The sequence below is a fragment of the Geodermatophilus sp. SYSU D00079 genome, assembly GCF_054050635.1.
The window spans coordinates 100,591-117,372 of the sequence record NZ_JBJGZS010000013.1 but is presented as its reverse complement, the minus strand read 5'-3'; the positions used below and the strand labels follow the sequence as shown (position 1 = coordinate 117,372).

General features: G+C 74.9%; 15 protein-coding genes and 1 rRNA gene. 12 read left to right on the top strand and 4 right to left on the bottom strand.

The window, feature by feature from the left end; all coding sequences use genetic code 11:
• The first annotated feature begins 2 nt into the window (after window positions 1–2).
• A 5S ribosomal RNA gene (rrf, locus tag ACI79E_RS12945) occupies window positions 3–119 on the top strand.
• 176 nt (window positions 120–295) lie between these two features.
• Here the strand turns inward: rrf and ACI79E_RS12940 are convergent.
• Window positions 296–961: a DUF2461 domain-containing protein gene (locus tag ACI79E_RS12940; RefSeq protein WP_456932954.1), complete on the bottom strand. Its 666-nt coding sequence runs from the start codon at window positions 959–961 to the stop codon at window positions 296–298.
• A complete protein-coding gene (locus tag ACI79E_RS12935) occupies window positions 958–1,548 on the bottom strand; it encodes an N-acetyltransferase family protein (protein WP_456932953.1) in 591 nt (196 codons plus the stop codon). The genes ACI79E_RS12940 and ACI79E_RS12935 overlap by 4 nt, the downstream gene beginning before the upstream one ends.
• A gap of 57 nt (window positions 1,549–1,605) precedes the next feature.
• Between ACI79E_RS12935 and ACI79E_RS12930 the strand changes: the two genes are divergently transcribed.
• Window positions 1,606–2,820, top strand: coding sequence for a winged helix-turn-helix domain-containing protein (locus ACI79E_RS12930; RefSeq protein WP_456932952.1), 1,215 nt, complete (start codon window positions 1,606–1,608; stop codon window positions 2,818–2,820).
• 9 nt (window positions 2,821–2,829) lie between these two features.
• Here ACI79E_RS12930 and ACI79E_RS12925 read toward each other — a convergent pair whose 3' ends face one another.
• The gene (locus ACI79E_RS12925) at window positions 2,830–3,237 is read right to left on the bottom strand and encodes a DUF1232 domain-containing protein (protein WP_456932951.1); all 408 of its coding nucleotides are present in this window, start codon (window positions 3,235–3,237) and stop codon (window positions 2,830–2,832) included.
• Window positions 3,238–3,308: 71 nt separating this feature from the next.
• On the opposite strand from ACI79E_RS12925, the gene ACI79E_RS12920 reads away from it, so the two are divergent.
• From ACI79E_RS12920 to ACI79E_RS12905, 4 genes are read left to right on the top strand one after another with little or no spacing between them, the layout of a single operon-like run.
• The gene (locus ACI79E_RS12920; protein WP_456932950.1) at window positions 3,309–4,127 is read left to right on the top strand and encodes a thymidylate synthase; all 819 of its coding nucleotides are present in this window, start codon (window positions 3,309–3,311) and stop codon (window positions 4,125–4,127) included.
• Window positions 4,128–4,140: 13 nt separating this feature from the next.
• The gene (locus ACI79E_RS12915) at window positions 4,141–4,662 is read left to right on the top strand and encodes a dihydrofolate reductase (RefSeq protein ID WP_456932949.1); all 522 of its coding nucleotides are present in this window, start codon (window positions 4,141–4,143) and stop codon (window positions 4,660–4,662) included.
• A gap of 9 nt (window positions 4,663–4,671) precedes the next feature.
• Window positions 4,672–5,568, top strand: coding sequence for a 4-hydroxy-tetrahydrodipicolinate synthase (gene dapA, locus ACI79E_RS12910; RefSeq protein WP_456932948.1), 897 nt, complete (start codon window positions 4,672–4,674; stop codon window positions 5,566–5,568).
• Window positions 5,565–7,265, top strand: a complete 1,701-nt coding sequence (locus ACI79E_RS12905) for a ribonuclease J (RefSeq protein ID WP_456932947.1) — start codon at window positions 5,565–5,567, stop codon at window positions 7,263–7,265. The genes dapA and ACI79E_RS12905 overlap by 4 nt, the downstream gene beginning before the upstream one ends.
• A gap of 57 nt (window positions 7,266–7,322) precedes the next feature.
• Here the strand turns inward: ACI79E_RS12905 and ACI79E_RS12900 are convergent, their stop codons facing one another.
• On the bottom strand, window positions 7,323–9,269 hold the full coding sequence (locus ACI79E_RS12900) for a prolyl oligopeptidase family serine peptidase (RefSeq protein ID WP_456932946.1): 1,947 nt from the start codon (window positions 9,267–9,269) through the stop codon (window positions 7,323–7,325).
• 74 nt (window positions 9,270–9,343) lie between these two features.
• On the opposite strand from ACI79E_RS12900, the gene ACI79E_RS12895 reads away from it, so the two are divergent.
• The 6 genes from ACI79E_RS12895 to ACI79E_RS12870 all read left to right on the top strand — a co-directional run bounded on the left by ACI79E_RS12895 (window position 9,344) and on the right by ACI79E_RS12870 (window position 16,644).
• On the top strand, window positions 9,344–11,881 hold the full coding sequence (locus ACI79E_RS12895) for a DNA translocase FtsK (protein WP_456932945.1): 2,538 nt from the start codon (window positions 9,344–9,346) through the stop codon (window positions 11,879–11,881).
• A 103-nt stretch (window positions 11,882–11,984) separates the two neighbouring features.
• A complete protein-coding gene (gene rimO / locus ACI79E_RS12890; RefSeq protein ID WP_456932944.1) occupies window positions 11,985–13,412 on the top strand; it encodes a 30S ribosomal protein S12 methylthiotransferase RimO in 1,428 nt (475 codons plus the stop codon).
• Complete coding sequence (pgsA, locus tag ACI79E_RS12885) at window positions 13,409–14,074, top strand: CDP-diacylglycerol--glycerol-3-phosphate 3-phosphatidyltransferase (protein ID WP_456932943.1); 666 nt, start codon at window positions 13,409–13,411, stop codon at window positions 14,072–14,074. The genes rimO and pgsA overlap by 4 nt, the downstream gene beginning before the upstream one ends.
• 191 nt (window positions 14,075–14,265) lie before the next feature.
• Window positions 14,266–14,655, top strand: a complete 390-nt coding sequence (locus ACI79E_RS12880) for a helix-turn-helix domain-containing protein (RefSeq protein ID WP_456932942.1) — start codon at window positions 14,266–14,268, stop codon at window positions 14,653–14,655.
• Between the two features lie 165 nt (window positions 14,656–14,820).
• Window positions 14,821–15,309: a TetR family transcriptional regulator gene (locus tag ACI79E_RS12875; RefSeq protein ID WP_456932941.1), complete on the top strand. Its 489-nt coding sequence runs from the start codon at window positions 14,821–14,823 to the stop codon at window positions 15,307–15,309.
• A gap of 102 nt (window positions 15,310–15,411) precedes the next feature.
• Window positions 15,412–16,644 carry a DUF4032 domain-containing protein gene (locus ACI79E_RS12870; RefSeq protein WP_456932940.1) on the top strand — a complete coding sequence of 411 codons (1,233 nt, stop codon included), beginning with the start codon at window positions 15,412–15,414 and terminating at the stop codon, window positions 16,642–16,644.
• Window positions 16,645–16,782: the final 138 nt, after the last annotated feature.

The window sequence follows — 16,782 nt, the reverse complement described above, 5'->3', positions numbered from 1 at the left end:
GTTACGGCGGCCATGGCGAGAGGGAAACGCCCGGTCTCATTCCGAACCCGGAAGCTAAGCCTCTCAGCGCCGATGGTACTGCCCTGGAGACGGGGTGGGAGAGTAGGACGCCGCCGGACAACCATTCCCGACAGGGCCCCAGCATCTGCTGGGGCCCTGTCGCGTTTCCGCAGGATGCGCTCTCCCGCACATCTGCGGAATGCGCGTCGTTCAGCGGGATGCACTGTCCCGCATATCTGCGGAATGCACGTCCTTCAGGATGGTGCGGTCGGCACGACGGCGGTCACCCGGGGGGTCACCTCCGCGCGCGCGGCTCCTTGGTCGTGGCACCGACGTTGTCGGCGAACCACGCGTTGAGCGCCTCGAGATCGCGCCAGGCGGCACGCACCTCGTCGAGCGCGCGGGAGTCGTGCAGCCACTCGGCCGGTTCCCAGCGACGCGTCGCGTGCAGCGACCTGTGCCGCAGCAGGTCGGCGCGGTCGCCGTCGACCGCGAAGCCGCTGGGCACCCGGGTGAGCCGCTCACCGGCGATCTCCCACCCGCCGGCGGCGAGGCGGTCCACCTCGGCCCGCAGTCGGCCGCCCTGGACGTCGTCGGCCACGGCCCGGCGGTACCGGGCGACCTGGTCGGACTCCAGCCGCCAGCAGCCACCCGCGACGCGCAGCCCGTCGGCCGACACCTCGACGTACCAGGCGCCGGCTCCCCGGCCCTCCGGGTTCACGACCGCGCCCTGGTGGGTCTTGTACGGCGTCTTGTCGTTGCTGAAGCGGACGTCCCGGTACGGGCGGAAGAGCTTCGCCGTCCCGAACGCCGGGGCGAGCTCGTCGACCAGGGCCTGCATCGGTGCGCGCACGCAGGTGTCGTAGACGGCCCTGTGCCGCGTCCAGTAGGTCCTGCTGTTGTCGGCCTCCAGGCCCTCGTAGAAGACCAGTCCCTCGTCCGGGAACCCGGCGAAGCTCACCCTCGCTCCTCCTCCAGCAGTGCGTGCCAGCGCACCTCGCGCAGCGGGCCGTGCCCCGTGTCGAGGGTGCGCACCCAGCCGTCCGGAGCCCACCCGGCGGACTCGAAGAAGCCCGCCGACACCCGGTCCTGTTCCGGCAGCCACACCGACAGCCGGGCGACCCCGGAGTCGCGCGCGGAGTCGGCGACCGCGGCCAGCAGCCGGCTGCCGTGCCCGCGGCGTCCCCAGCGCGGCTCGACCAGCAGCGCGGCCACCTCGGTGGTCGGGCCCGCGGGGTGCGCGCCGCCCTCGCCCGCGTCCACCTCCGGCGGACCGTAGGCCGCGAAGCCGACGACCTCGTCGCGGTCGAGGGCGACGAGGACCCCGTGCGCCGGTGTGGGCGGCGAGGCGACCGCGGCCAGCCAGCTGCGCGTGGCGGCGTCCTCGTCCCAGTCGTCGAGCACGTCGGCGGGGAGCACGGTGCGGTAGGCGGTCCGCCACGTGACCAGCTGGACCCGTGCGATCGCGGCGGCGTCCTCGGGCCGCGCGCGGCGCACCGAGACCTCCGCGGTGCCCGAGAACCGGGGGAACGGGGAGGTCGGCTGCACGCGGCGAGCCTAGGACCCGCGCCGATCCCGTCGGACCCGCCCGGCAGGATCGGGGCCGTGGCTGCTCCCGTCGTCGACCGGTTGCCCGCGGCGCTCGCGCGGCGCATCGCCCTGGCCGCCCAGGGGCTCGCCGCTCCGCGACCGGAGCGGACCGTCGACGGCGGGCACCTGCGGCGCCTGGCCGAGCGGCTGGCCGTCGTCCAGATCGACTCGGTGAACGTCCTGTCCCGGGCGCACTACCTGCCGGCGTTCAGCCGGCTGGGGCCCTATCGCCGGGCGGCCTTCGACGAGCTGGCCGGCCGCCGCCGCGCGCTGTTCGAGTACTGGGCGCACGAGGCGTCGTTCCTGCCCGTGCGGCTGCACCCGCACCTGCGGTGGCGGATGGCCGCCGCGGAGGAGCACGCCTGGGGGTCGATGGTGCGCATCCAGCGGGAGCGCCCCGGCTTCGTCGCCGAGGTCCTCGACCAGGTGCGCGAGGGGGGCCCGCTCAAGGCCAGCGACCTCGCCGGGCCGCGCCCCGACCGACCGGGCAGCATGTGGAACTGGCACGCCGGCAAGGTCGCACTCGAGTGGCTGTTCTACACCGGCGTGCTCACCACCCGCGGCCGGACGGCGGGCTTCGAGCGCGTCTACGACCTCACCGAGCGGGTGCTGCCCACCGACGTGCTGCGCGCACCCACGCCCGAGCCGGCCGAGGCGGTCCGCGAGCTGGTCCGGACGGCGTCGCGTGCCCTGGGCGTGGCCACCGAGCGCGACCTGCGCGACTACTTCCGGCTGCGGCCGGCGCCGGCCCGCACCGCGATCGCCGAGCTCGTCGACGCCGGGGAGCTGCTGCCGGTCGAGGTCGCCGGGTGGGGCGCGCCGGCCTGGCTGCACCCGGAGGCGCGTCGTCCCCGGTGGGCCCGGGCGCGGGCGCTGCTGAGCCCGTTCGACTCGCTGGTGTGGGAGCGCCCCCGGGTCGAGCGCCTCTTCGGCTTCCGCTACCGCCTGGAGATCTACACCCCCGCGGCCAGGCGGGTCCACGGGTACTACGTGCTGCCCTTCCTGCTCGGTGACCGGCTCGTCGCCCGCGTCGACCTCAAGGCCGACCGGCAGGCCGGCGTCCTCCGGGTGCAGTCCGCCTTCGCCGAGGACGGCGTCGACCGCGCGGAGGTCGCCGCCGAGCTGGCCGCCGAACTCGCCCTCATGGCCGACTGGCTGGAGCTCGACGCGGTCGGTGTCGCCGACCGCGGGGACCTCGCCGGCGACCTGGCCGCCGTCGTCGTCCGCTGATGGGGGGCGTCAGGTAGGCGGCAGGCCGGCCAGCCGGCGCACGAGGGTCAGACCGACCGGGCTGCCCGGCCACGCCCGCACCAGCGCGGCATCCCCGGCGCCGCGCACCACCCAGCGCAGCGCCAGCGCCACCACGACGACGTCGTCGGCGTAGCCGAGCACCGGCACGACGTCCGGTACCAGGTCGACCGGCGACAGCAGGTAGGCCAGCAGCGCCCACAGCCGCCACCGGACCCCGCGGGGGAGGGAGCGGTCGGCGGCCAGCCGGCGGACCAGGCGGACCAGGTCGGGCAGCAGGCGCAGCGCCTCGCGCACGGTCAGCTCCGGAGGGCGGGCCCGCCACAGCAGCAGGAGGAGTGCACCCCACAGCAGCAGGAGCCCGCCCCCCACGGACAGCACGAGCTCCAGCCACCCCACGCCCCCCAGTGTGGTCGGTGCGGCCGCCTACCCTGGCAGCGCAGGCACGGACGGCGGAACGGGAGTGGGTCGTGGTGGGTACGGGTCCGGGAGTCGTCGACACGCAGTACGAGGACCTGCTGCGCCGCGTGCTCGACCACGGCAGCCCCAAGCAGGACCGCACCGGGACCGGCACGCGCAGCCTGTTCGGTGAGCGGCTCCGGTACGACCTGTCGACGAGCTTCCCGCTGGTCACCACCAAGCGGGTGCACTTCCGGTCGGTCGCCGTCGAGCTGCTGTGGTTCCTCCGCGGCGACAGCAACGTGCAGTGGCTGCGCGACAACAAGGTCACCATCTGGGACGAGTGGGCCTCACCCGAGGGCGAGCTCGGCCCCGTCTACGGCGTCCAGTGGCGCTCCTGGCCCACGCCCGGCGGGGAGCACATCGACCAGATCAGCGCCGTCCTGGACACCCTGCGCACCGACCCGGACTCGCGGCGGATGGTGGTCTCCGCCTGGAACGTCGCGGCGCTGCCGGACATGGCGCTGGCCCCCTGCCACGCGCTGTTCCAGTTCCACGTCGCCGAGGGCCGGCTGTCCTGCCAGCTCTACCAGCGCAGCGCCGACCTCTTCCTGGGCGTGCCGTTCAACATCGCCAGCTACGCGCTGCTCACCCGCATGGTCGCCGACCAGGTGGGCCTGGCCCCCGGTGACCTCATCTGGGTGGGCGGGGACTGCCACATCTACGACAACCACGTCGAGCAGGTCACCGAGCAGCTGTCCCGCGAGGTCCTGCCCTTCCCGCGGCTGGAGCTGGCGCCCGCGCCGTCGCTGTTCGACTACACCTACGAGCACTTCGCTCTGGTGGACTACCGGCACCACCCGGCGATCAAGGCCCCGGTGGCGGTGTGACGCGGCGGGCGCGGTGACCGTCGGTCTGGTCTGGGCGCAGGCCCACGGCGGGGTCATCGGGGCCGGCGGTGCGCTGCCGTGGCACCTGCCCGAGGACCTGCGGGCCTTCCGCGCCCTCACCACCGGGGCCACCGTCGTCATGGGGCGGCGGACGTGGGAGTCGCTGCCCGAGCGGTTCCGGCCGTTGCCGGGGCGCCGCAACGTCGTCCTGACCGCCGACCCGTCCTGGGCGGCCGATGACGCACACCGGGCGTCGTCGGTGGCGCAGGTGCTCGCCGAGCGGGACGGCGACCTGTGGGTCATCGGCGGTGGGCAGGTCTACGCCGCCTTCCTGCCCTTCGCCGACCGGGTGGTCGTCACCGACGTCGACACCCGGGTGGACGGCGACACCTGGGCGCCGGAGCTCGGCGCCGAGTGGCGGGTGGTGTCCCGGAGGCCGGCGGAGGGCTGGTCGACGTCGAGCACGGGGCTGCGCTACGCCATCTCCGACCACCGGCGGTCCACGGAGGGGCACGGGCCGGACCCGCATCGGTAGATTCTCCCCATGACCAGCGACCCCGCCCGGCCCTTCGGGCGCGTTCTGACGGCGATGGTCACCCCCCTGGCCGAGGACGGCTCGATCGATCTCGCCGGGGCCCAGGAACTGGCCGCGCACCTGGTGGACCGGGGTGGCCACGACGGCCTCGTCGTCGCCGGGACGACGGGGGAGTCGCCGACGCTCAGTGACGCCGAGCAGCGTGCCGTCCTCGAGGCGGTGCTCGACGCCGTCGGCGACCGCGCCACCGTCGTGGCCGGTGTCGGCACCAACGACACCGCCCACTCCATCGAGAAGGCGCGCGACGCCGAGCGGCTCGGCGCGCACGGCCTCATGGTCGTGACGCCGTACTACAACAAGCCCCCGCAGGCCGGGCTGCTGCGGCACTTCACCGCCGTCGCCGACTCCACCGACCTGCCGGTGCTGCTCTACGACATCCCGCCGCGCACCGTGGTCCCCATCGAGGTGGAGACGCTGGTGCGGGCCGCGGAGCACCCGCGGATCGTCGCGGTCAAGGACGCCAAGGGCGACCTCGGCGCGGTGGCCTGGACCCTCGCCCGCACCGACCTGGCCTACTACAGCGGCGAGGACATGCTGAACCTGCCGCTGCTGGCGATCGGCGCGGTCGGCGTGGTGAGCGTCGTCGGGCACCTGGTGGGTCCGCGGCTGGCCGAGCTGATCGCGGCGGTCGAGTCCGGCGACCTGGTCAAGGCCCGGGCGGTCAACGAGAGCCTGCTCCCGGTCTACACCGGCGTCTTCCGCACGCAGGGCGTCATCCTGGTCAAGGCCGCGCTGCGCGAGCTCGGCCTGCCCGCCGGCCCGGTCCGCCCGCCCCTGGTCGACGCCACCCCCGAGCAGGTCACCAGGCTGCGAGAGGACCTCGTGGCCGGTGGGGTGGCCCTGTGACGGCGGGCGCCGTCCAGCCCCACCTCGACCTGCAGGTCCCGCCGCCGCTGCCGGCCGGCGGGCTGCGCGTCATGGCGCTCGGCGGGCTCGGCGAGATCGGCCGCAACATGGCCGTGCTGGAGTTCGACGGCAAGCTGCTGGTCATCGACTGCGGCGTCCTGTTCCCGGAGGCCGAGCAGCCCGGCGTGGACCTCATCCTCCCGGACTTCGGCGTCATCGAGCACCGGCTGGACGACGTCGCCGCGGTGGTCCTCACCCACGGGCACGAGGACCACATCGGCGCGATCCCGTACCTGCTGCGGATGCGCGGGGACATCCCGCTGGTCGGCTCCCGGTTCACCCTCGCGCTGGTCCGGGCCAAGCTGCGCGAGCACCGGCTCGACCCGGTGCTGGTCGAGGTGGCCGCCGGCGAGGACCACGTGGCCGGGCCGTTCCACTGCGAGTTCATCTCGGTCAACCACTCGATCCCCGACGCGCTGGCCGTCGCCGTCCACACGCCGGCCGGGGTCCTGGTGCACACCGGCGACTTCAAGATGGACCAGCTGCCGCTGGACGGCGTCCTCACCGACCTCGGCGCCTTCGCCCGGCTCGGGCTCGAGGGCATCGACCTGCTGCTGGCCGACTCGACCAACGCCGAGGTGCCCGGGTTCGTCACCTCCGAGCGGGCGATCGGCCCCGTGCTCGAGGACGTCTTCCGCCGGGCCACCCAGCGGCTGATCGTCTCCAGCTTCGCCAGCCACGTGCACCGCATCCAGCAGGTGCTCGACGCCGCGGAGGTGCACGGCCGCAAGGTCGCCTTCGTCGGGCGGTCGATGGTCCGCAACATGGGCGTCGCCCGCGACCTCGGCGTCCTGCGCGTGGCGCCCGGGCTCATGGTGTCGCTGGACGAGGCGACGTCGATGCCGCCCGAACAGGTGGTGCTGGTCAGCACCGGCTCCCAGGGCGAGCCGCTGTCGGCCCTGGGGCGCATGGCCCGCGGGCAGCACCACCAGGTCACGATCGAGGCCGGCGACACCATCGTGCTGGCCTCCTCCCTGGTGCCGGGCAACGAGACCGCCGTCTACAAGGTCATCAACGGGCTGGCCCGCCTCGGCGCGACCGTCGTCCACAAGGAGACGGCGATGGTGCACGTCTCCGGGCACGCCCCCGCGGGGGAGCTGCGCACCCTGCTCAACGTCGCCAAGCCCCGCCACCTCATGCCGGTGCACGGGGAGTGGCGGCACCTGCGGGCCCACGCCGCGCTGGCCGAGCAGACCGGCATGCCCGCCGACCGGGTGCTGCTGGCCGAGAACGGCGTGGTGGTCGACCTCGTCGACGGCAAGGCCTCCATCGTCGGCAGCGTGCCCGTCGGTGACGTCTACGTGGACGGGCTCAACGTCGGCGACGTGGGGGAGGAGTCGCTGCAGGAGCGGCGGATCCTCGGGGACGAGGGGTTCGTGGCGCTCACCGTCGTCATCGAGCCCTCGACCGGCACCATCGTGCGGCCGGTGCACCTGTCCGCCCGCGGCTTCGCCGACGACCCCACCGTCTTCGACCCGGTCCTGGAGCTGGTCGAGGACGCCCTGCGCCGCACGCTGGCCGACGGCGAGACCGACGCGCACCGGCTCTCCCAGGTGATCCGGCGGACCATCGGCAAGTGGGTGTCCGACACCCACCGCCGCCGCCCGATGATCATCCCCACGGTCCTCGAGGTGTGAGAGAGGACCCGCTGCCCCCCACGCTCGGCGCGGGACCCTGCAGCGGGGCCGATCCCGTCACCGCAGCTCGATCGGGGTGATCTGCTCGCCGGCGGGCAGGTCGAAGCCCCACACCTGCGCGTAGAACGACAGCTCGCCGTCCAGCGCCGCGCGGATGTTCTCCGCCCGCCGGAACCCGTGCTGCTCACCGGGGAACAGCAGGTAGGCGTGCGGCACCCCCTTGTCCCGCAGCGCCCCGACGATCGCCTCGGCCTGCTCGGGCGGGACGACTCGGTCCTCCTCGCCCTGGAACACCGCCAGCGGGGTGTCGAAGGCGTCCACGTGCGAGATCGGGGAGCGCTCGGCGTAGACGGCAGCCCCCTCCGGCCACGGCGCGACGAGCGAGTCCAGGTACCGGGACTCGAACTTGTGGGTGTCGGCGGCCAGCGCGCCGAGGTCGGCGACGCCGAAGTGGCTGGCGCCCGCGGAGAAGACCCCCGGCCGCAGGCAGAGCGCGGCCAGGGTGGTGTAGCCCCCGGCCGAGCCGCCGCGGATGGCCATGCGGGCGGGGTCCACCCGGCCGCTGTCGGCGAGGAACCGTGCGCAGGCGACCACGTCGTCGAGGTCGACCACGCCCCAGTTGCCCCGCAGCGCCTCCCGGTAGCGGCGTCCGTAGCCGGTCGAGCCGCGGTAGTCGACGTCGGCGACGCAGAAGCCGCGGGAGGTCCAGTACTGCACCCCCAGGTCGAGCACCGCCGAGGTGGCCGAGGTCGGGCCGCCGTGCACGAGGACCAGCAGCGGCGGCAGGGTGCCCTCCGGCGCCGAGGCCTGCGGGTTCGTCGGCGGGTAGACCAGCGCGTGCGCGGCGTCGATGCCGGTCCCGTCCTCGGGGGTGGGGAAGGAGACGTGCTCGGGCCGGGAGAACCACGCCGGGTCCAGCCCCAGGTCGCGGGCCGGGCGCAGCACGTCGGCGGCGGCGTCGTCGACCCGGATCCGCAGCACGACCGGCTCGGCGGCCGGGCCGCCGGCGACGCAGACCACCGACCCGCCGGCGGCGGTCACGTACCGGAACGCCGCGTAGGGCAGGTCGAGGTCGCGCAGGGCGCCGTCGGCCTCCCGCACGACCAGCCGGTCGGCGCCCGATCCCGCGCAGGCGAGGACGACCCGGCCGTCGGGCAGCACCGCGAACCGGCGGGCGCCGAACACCCACTGCGGGCCGGCGACGTCGACCCCGAGGTCCAGCACCGGCTCGACGTCCTCCCCGGGCCGCCACCGGTACACCGCCCACACGTCGGTGCGGTCGGCGCAGAACCACAGGCTGCCGTCGGCGGCCCAGACCGGCTGGACGACGGACTCGGCGCGCCCGTCCGCGGAACGGCCGCCGGCCACCACCGTCTCGGTGCCGTCGGCGGCCCGGACGACGAGCGCCGCGGCGTCCCACGGCATGTCGGGGTGGTCCCACTGCAGCCAGGCCAGGTGCCGGCCGTCGGGGGAGGGGCGGGGGTCGGAGACGAAGTCGGGACCGGTGACGAGCACCTCGGCGGTGCCGTCGGTGCCGATCCGCACGATCTCGTTGACGACGTCGGCGGCCGCACCGCCGGGCGGGTGCGTCTCCCGGACGGCGAGGACGCCACCGGGGACGACCTGCAGGTCGGCGTACCGCACGCCGGAGGGCACCGGCGGCTCGGGCGTGACCGCGACCGGCTCGGCGGCACCGGGGTCGAGGCGGTACAGCCGCTGGTCGGCGAACTCGGCGAACCACAGGACGCCTTCGGAGACCGTCCACGCACCCCCGCCGTACTCGTGCACCCGGGTGCGGGCGTTCCACGGCGGCGGGAGGGGGTCGGTGGTGCGGCCGTCGGGGGTGCGGCGGACCAGCGCGGAGCGGCCGCCCTCGCCGGGGCGCGACTCCGACCACCAGACGTCGTCCCCGTCCACCGCCACCTCGCCCAGCCGGGCGGCGGCCCGGACGACGAGTTCCGAGGTGATCGGGGTGGGCCAGCTCCCGTACGGGGTCGTCGGCATGCCATGACCGTAGGTGGCGGACACGTCCCTCCGCCTGCCGTCACGGGACCTCCCCGGCCATTACCGTCTGACGCATGCCTGCTCGCACGACGACGACCCGGCCGTCGGGTCGGTCGTCCGCGCGCGGCCGCTCCGGCTCCGGGTCGACCGCGTCCCGGAAGCGACCGCCCGCGAAGCGACCCGCCTCCGGCGGCCGCAAGCCCGCCGCCCGCAAGTCCGCGGCGAAGGGGTCCGGCCCCGGTCTCTGGAGCGTCATCAGCGGCGGCTGGTCACTGCTGGCCCGTGGCGCCGGCGGGCTGGCCCGCTCGGTGGCCCGCCCGGAGGAGGCCGAGCCGCTCGCGCCCGAGCACCGCCGCGACGGGGTCGGCCTCGCCGTCCTGGGGCTGGCCGTGGTGCTGGGGGCGGCCGCCTGGACCAACGGCATCGGCCCGGTCGGCGCCGCGCTCGCCGACGCGGTGCGCTGGATCGTGGGCTCCCTGGTCATGGTGCTGCCGGTCGTGCTGTTCCTCGCCGCCCTGCGCCTGCTGCGCCGGGGCCCGCGGCCCGAGACGCGCGGCCGGCTGGTGATCGGCTGGCTGTGCGCGGTCGCGTCGGTGCTGGGCATCGCCCAGGTCGTGGGCGAGGGCGCCGTCCCCAGCGAGGGCCGGCCGGGGTCCGGCGGCCTCATCGGCTGGGCGGCGGGCACCCCGCTGGTCGCCGGCGTGGGCAGCGTCGTCGCCGTCGTCCTGCTGGTCCTGCTCGCGTTCTTCGGCCTGCTGGTGCTCACCGCGACGCCGGTGCACCAGATCCCCGAGCGGCTGCGGGAGCTGGGGGACCGGCTGCTCGGCCAGGCACACGACGACGACGCGTACGAGGACTGGGACGACGAGGACGACGAGCCGGTCGCCCCGCCGACCCCGCGCCGCGTCCGCCGGCGCTCGCTGTCGGACGACCTGATGGACACCGGCCCGGTGGAGACGCTGCCGGCCATCGACCACGCCGCCTTCGACGAGGCGCCGGAGGCCGTGCGCCTCGAGCGGGCGCCCGAGCCGCCTCCCGCGCCGCGCCGGCCGGTGGTCGACCGCACCGCCCCGCCGGAGGAGCTCGAGCCGGTCACCGAGCCCGAGCAGCTGCGCATCGAGCCGGTCGAGGGCGCCTACACGCTGCCCTCGGTCAGCGTGCTGCGCCCCGGCGACCCGCCGAAGAAGGGCTCCAAGGCCAACGACGCGGCGATCGAGGCGATCACCGGCGTGCTCGAGCAGTTCAACATCGACGCCGCCGTCACCAGCTTCACCCGCGGCCCGACGGTGACCCGCTACGAGATCGAGCTCGGCCCGGCGGTCAAGGTCGAGAAGATCACCGCGCTGACCAAGAACATGGCCTACGCGGTCGCCAACGACAACATCCGCATCCTCGCGCCGATCCCGGGCAAGTCGGCGGTCGGCGTCGAGGTGCCCAACGTCGACCGCGAGATGGTCAGCCTGGGCGACGTCCTCCGCTCTCAGGTGGCCAAGCAGGACCCCCACCCGATGCTGGTGGGTCTGGGCAAGGACATCGAGGGCGGCTTCGTCTGCGCCAACCTGGCGAAGATGCCGCACCTGCTGGTCGCCGGTGCCACGGGTGCCGGTAAGTCCAGCTGCGTCAACTCGCTGCTGACCTCGCTGCTGCTGCGGGCCACGCCCGACCAGCTGCGGATGATCCTGATCGACCCCAAGATGGTCGAGCTCACCCCGTACGACGGCATCCCGCACCTGATCACGCCGATCATCACCGACCCGAAGAAGGCGGCCACCGCGCTGGCCTGGCTGGTCGAGGAGATGGAGCAGCGCTACCAGGACATGCGGGCGACCGGCGTCCGGCACATCGACGACTTCAACCGCAAGGTGGAGCGCGGCGAGATCACCGCCCCGCCCGGCAGCGAGCGGGTGTACCGGCCCTACCCGTACATCCTGGCCATCGTCGACGAGCTCGCCGACCTCATGATGGTCGCCCCGCGCGACGTCGAGGAGTCGATCGTCCGGATCACCCAGAAGGCCCGTGCCGCCGGCATCCACCTGGTGCTGGCGACCCAGCGGCCGTCGGTGGACGTCGTCACCGGCCTGATCAAGGCCAACGTGCCGTCGCGGCTGGCGTTCTCCACCTCCAGCCTCACCGACAGCCGGGTCATCCTCGACCAGCCCGGCGCGGAGAAGCTGATCGGCATGGGCGACGCCCTGTTCCTGCCGATCGGCGCCGGCAAGCCGATGCGCGTGCAGGGCGCCTACGTCTCCGACGGCGAGATCGAGGCGGTCGTCGAGTTCACCAAGCGGCAGGCCGAGCCCGAGTACCGGGAGGAGGTCTTCACCGCCGGCGGCGGCGAGAAGAAGGAGATCGACGAGGACATCGGTGGTGACCTCGACCTGCTGTGCCAGGCGGTCGAGCTGATCGTCACCAGCCAGTTCGGCTCGACCTCGATGCTGCAGCGCAAGCTGCGGGTCGGCTTCGCCAAGGCCGGCCGGCTGATGGACCTCGCCGAGAGCCGCGGCATCGTCGGACCGTCCGAGGGCTCCAAGGCCCGCGACGTGCTGGTCAAGCCCGACGAGCTCGAGTCGGTGCTGTTCACGCTGCGCGGCGGCACCCTGAGCGAGGCCTGAGGCAGGACCCGCCCTCCGCGGACTCCGGGAGGGGGCCGGTGGGGGAGGGCGGAGTCACTCGCGGGCTCCCGTCCGGGCTCGACGCGCCGACTACGATGGACCGGTGACAGCCCTGCCCGACCCTGCCCGCAAGGTGGCGGTGGTGACCCTCGGGTGCGCCCGCAACGAGGTCGACTCGGAGGAGCTGGCCGGCCGGCTGGCCGCCGGCGGCTACGAGCTCGTCGAGGACGCCGAGGACGCCGACGCCGTACTGGTCAACACCTGCGGGTTCATCGAGTCGGCCAAGAAGGACTCCGTCGACGCGATCCTCGCCGCCACCGACTCCGGTGCGCAGGTCGTGGCCGTCGGCTGCATGGCCGAGCGGTACGGCTCCGAGCTCGCCGGCGCGCTGCCCGAGGCCACCGTGCTCGGCTTCGACGACTACACCGCGATCGGCGACCGGCTGGACGACGTCCTCACCGGCCGGCCGCTGGTGCCGCACGACCCGCGCGACCGCCGCACCCTCCTGCCGATCAGCCCGGTGGCCCGCACCGCGGCGGTCGCGGCGGACGACGCACCGGCCATCCCGGGCCACGGCTGGCTGCAGCGGCGGCGGCTGGCGTCCGGCCCGTCGGCGGCCCTGAAGCTGGCCTCGGGCTGCGACCGCCGGTGCGCGTTCTGCGCCATCCCGGCCTTCCGGGGCGCCTTCGTCTCCCGGCCGCCGGCCGAGGTCCTCGGCGAGGCGCAGTGGCTGGCCTCGCAGGGCGTCACGGAGCTGGTGCTGGTCAGCGAGAACTCCACCTCCTACGGCAAGGACCTCGGCGACCTGCGCTCGCTGGAGCGGCTGCTGCCGCAGCTGGCCGCCGTCGAGGGCATCGCCCGGGTGCGCGTGGCCTACCTGCAGCCGGCCGAGATGCGGCCCGGCCTGCTGGAGGTCATCGCCGGCACCGACGGTGTCGCGCCGTACTACGACCTGTCCTTCCAGCACTCCTCCCCGCAGCTGCTGCGCCGGATGCGCCGCTTCGGCGGCACCGACGACTTCCTCGCGCTGATCGAGCGGGCCCGCACGCTCGCCCCGGGCGCCGGTTTCCGCACCAACGTCATCCTCGGCTTCCCCGGGGAGACCGAGGAGGACGTCGCCGAGCTCGAGCGGTTCCTCGTCGAGGGCCGGCTCGACGCGGTCGGGGTGTTCGGGTACTCCGACGAGGAGGGCACCGAGGCCGCGGGGCTGCCCGGCAAGCTCGACCAGGCCGAGATCGACGCCCGGGTCCGCCGGGTCACCGACCTCGTGGAGGAGCTCACCGCGCAGCGTGCCGAGGACCGCATCGGGGACCGGGTCGAGGTCCTGCTCACCGAGGGCCTCTCCGGCACCGACGGCGCCGGCACCTGGCTGGGCCACGCGGCCCACCAGGACCCCGAGGCCGACGGGACGACGACGGTGACCGGCGTCCCGGACGGCGCGGTCGCCGGGCAGCTGGTGGCCGCGGAGGTGGTCGGCACCGAGGGCGTCGACCTCGTCGCCGCCGCGCTGGTACCCGCGGTGACCGCATGAGCTCGGCACCCGCGGACCCGGCCGCGACCCCGCCGCAGTCGGTGCGGGTGCTCAACCTGCCCAACGCGCTGACCGTGCTCCGGCTGGCCGTCGTGCCGGTGTTCGCCGTCCTGCTGCTCACCGACGGCGGCACGGACGAGGCCCAGCGCTACTGGGCGACGCTGTTCTTCGCGCTGGCGATCATCACCGACCGCTACGACGGCATGATCGCCCGGCGCCGCGGCCAGGTGACCGAGTTCGGCAAGCTGGCCGACCCGATCGCCGACAAGGCGCTGACCGGCACCGCGCTGATCGGGCTGTCGGTGCTCTCGCTGGTGGCGTGGTGGGTGACGCTGGCGATCCTGGTGCGGGAGGTCGGTGTCACCCTGCTGCGGTTCTGGGTGATCCGGCACGGGGTGATCGCGGCCAGCCGCGGCGGCAAGGCCAAGACCGTCGTCCAGGCGCTGGCGATCGGGCTCTACATCCTCCCGCTCGAGGGGCTGCTGGCCAGCGCCCGCTGGTGGGTCATGGCGGTGGCGCTGCTGCTGACCGTCGTGACCGGCCTGGACTACGTCTACCGCGCCCTCACGCTGCGGCGCACGAGCGCGCGGGCGATGCAGGCGGCGGCCGCGCGCCGCGCCACCGGCCCGGCCGGTGGCCCCCGCACCGACGCGGCCGCCTGAGGGACGGCTCCGCCGCAGGTCGGGCGCGGGGGCGGACCGGCCCGGTGGGAAGGGGCCGACGGCCCCGGGCGTTACGCCCAGAGCGGACGCGCCGGGGATGGCGCGGTGCCGGTCAGTGGCTCCGCGTACCGTGAGCGCACGGCGCCCCTGAGGGAGCCGCCGCTTCCGCACAGGCAGGACAGGAGACGGCCATGACGCTGCTGCGCACCCAGCTCGGCACTTCCCTGCGCGGCCACCGGCTGCGTCAGCGCCGGACGCTGCGGGACGTCTCCGGAGCCGCGAGGGTGAGCCTGGGGTACCTCTCCGAGGTCGAGCGCGGCCAGAAGGAGGCCTCCTCCGAGCTGCTCGCCTCCATCTGCGAGGCCCTCGACCTGGAGCTCGCCGACCTGCTCGCCGAGGTCAGCCTCGAGCTGCGGCACGCCGACGGCGGCGTCCGCCCGCTCACGCCCACGCCCGGTGCCGTCGCCGCCGAGCCGCCGACCGAGGACGCCGTGGACGAGTCCGCCGCCGAGCCGGCGCTGGCGCTCGTCGGTGCCCCCGCCCGTCCCGCGTCCCGCGCTGCGGTGTCGCTGGCGGCCTGAGGTCCGCGACACGGCCGACGCCCGGGCCCGGCCGTCGGTGACACCTGCCGTGCGTGGTGCCGGACGGGGCGCGCGGTGACCGCCGGTCCTCCCGCCCCGCCGCCGGGGTGGGCACCGCCGTCCCCGGTGCACGTGCCGGGCACGCACACCCGCAGCGGCAACGCCATGACCCGGACCCGTGCCGGGCTGCTCGAGGGCGCCGCCCGGGCCTTCGCCGACCGGGGCCTGCGGCGCAGCACGATGCAGTCGATCGCGGCTGCGGCCGGGGTGGCCAAGGCGACCCTGTACAACCACTTCCGCACCAAGGACGACGTCGCCCGCGCGCTGCTGGCCGCCGAGCTGGACCGGCTGACCGCGCTGGCCGCGGCCTCGCCGACGGAGGCCGCGCTGGCCGGCCTCGCCGACGAGGTCGCCGGGCACCCGGTGCTGCGCCGGCTGGCCGAGGACGAGCCCGCCGTGCTCGTCGCCCTCCTGACGGCGCCGCCCGAGCGCTGGACGGACCTGGTCGGCCGAGTGGCGGCGGCGCTGCGGACCGGACCCGAGGCCGCGGAGACGGTGGCGCGCTGGCTGGTGGGGCTGGTCCTCCAGCCGGGCGGGGCCGCGGCCCGGCGTGCGGGGGCGGCGCACCTCGCCGCCGTCCTCGGGCGCGACTGATCCTGCCCGGCCGCGCGGCAGGGCGGACCGGCGTGGGATGGTGACGACCCGACGCCGCCCGGGACGGGCGGGTGGCTGCTGCTGCGACCAACGGAGTCCGCCGTGCGGTACCTCTTCCGGCCACCGGCCGCCGACGGGGCGGGCCTGCTGACCCTGCCCTGGCACGTCCCGCTCGAGGAGTGGGACCCCGACCTGCTGCTCGAGGTGCCACAGCGCGGCATCTCCCGGCACGTGGTCCGGTTCGTGGCCCAGGACGGGCACGTGTACGCCCTCAAGGAGATCGCCGAACCGCTGGCCCGCCACGAGTACGCCCTGCTCGGCGAGTTCGAGGAGGAGGGGCTGCCGGCGGTCTCGGTGCTCGGCATCTGCGTCGACCGGCCCGGCGGCCAGGACGCCATCCTGGTCACCCGGTACCTCGAGTACTCGATGTCCTACCGGTACCTGTTCTCCCGGCCCCACGGCGAGCAGTCCGCCGAGCAGCTGCTGGACACCCTGGTGGTGCTGCTGGTCCGGCTGCACCTCGCCGGGGTGTTCTGGGGCGACTGCTCGCTGTCGAACACCCTCTTCCGGCTGGACGCGGGCACCTTCGCCGCCTACCTGGTCGACGCCGAGACCGCCGAGCGCCACCCCCGGCTCAGCGACGGACAGCGCCGCTACGACGTCGACCTGGCCCGCGAGCGGGTCGGCGCGGAGCTGCTGGACCTGCAGTTCGGCGGGCTGCTGCCCGCCGACGTCGACCCCATCGAGGTGGCCGACAGCCTGCCGCCGCGCTACGAGGCGCTGTGGGAGGAGGTCAACCGGGAGGAGGTCTTCGCACCCGACGAGCAGCGGTACCGCGTGACCGACCGCCTGCAGCGGCTCAACGACCTCGGCTTCGACGTCGGTGAGGTCGAGCTGGTCACCTCCCCGGAGGGGGCCAGGCTGCGGGTGGAGACGCGGGTGGCGGAGCCGGGGGAGAACCGGCGGGAGCTGTTCCGGCTGACCGGCCTGGAGGCGCAGGAGCGGCAGGCCCGGCGGCTGCTCAACGACCTGCGGGCCTTCCGCGTGCACCTGGAGCAGAAGACCGGCCGGCCGGTCCCCGAGACCGTCGCCGGCTACCGGTGGCTGGAGGAGGCCTACCAGCCGGTGGTCGACGCGATCCCGCCGGACCTCGTCGGGCGGTTGGCGCCGGCCGAGGTGTTCCACGAGGTGCTGGAGCACCGGTGGTTCCTGTCGGAGAAGGCCGGCCGGGACGTCGGGACGCCGGCGGCGGCGCGCGCCTACTTCGACACCGTGCTGCCCCGCACACCCAAGGAGGTGACCACGCCGTCGGCCATCGTGGGCCAGCAGGGCTGACCCCCGCCGGACGCGCGCCAGGCGTCCGGTTCCCCCTCTGACCAGGGGCGAAACGCGCAGATCAGGGCAGGTAACGACCCCGTTTCGTTCGAGTTGACAGCCCCTGTGGCCTGGGCCACGGTACGAAAACCGCGGCGG

What these genes read in the sequence shown, in the direction of transcription:
- dapA (WP_456932948.1), top strand. Translation starts at nt 4,672, where the DNA reads ATGACCAGCGACCCCGCCCGGCCCTTCGGGCGCGTTCTGACGGCGATG.
- ACI79E_RS12900 (WP_456932946.1), bottom strand. Translation starts at nt 9,269, where the DNA reads ATGCCGACGACCCCGTACGGGAGCTGGCCCACCCCGATCACCTCGGAA.
- ACI79E_RS12895 (WP_456932945.1), top strand. Translation starts at nt 9,344, where the DNA reads ATGCCTGCTCGCACGACGACGACCCGGCCGTCGGGTCGGTCGTCCGCG.
- pgsA (WP_456932943.1), top strand. Translation starts at nt 13,409, where the DNA reads ATGAGCTCGGCACCCGCGGACCCGGCCGCGACCCCGCCGCAGTCGGTG.
- ACI79E_RS12880 (WP_456932942.1), top strand. Translation starts at nt 14,266, where the DNA reads ATGACGCTGCTGCGCACCCAGCTCGGCACTTCCCTGCGCGGCCACCGG.
- ACI79E_RS12875 (WP_456932941.1), top strand. Translation starts at nt 14,821, where the DNA reads ATGACCCGGACCCGTGCCGGGCTGCTCGAGGGCGCCGCCCGGGCCTTC.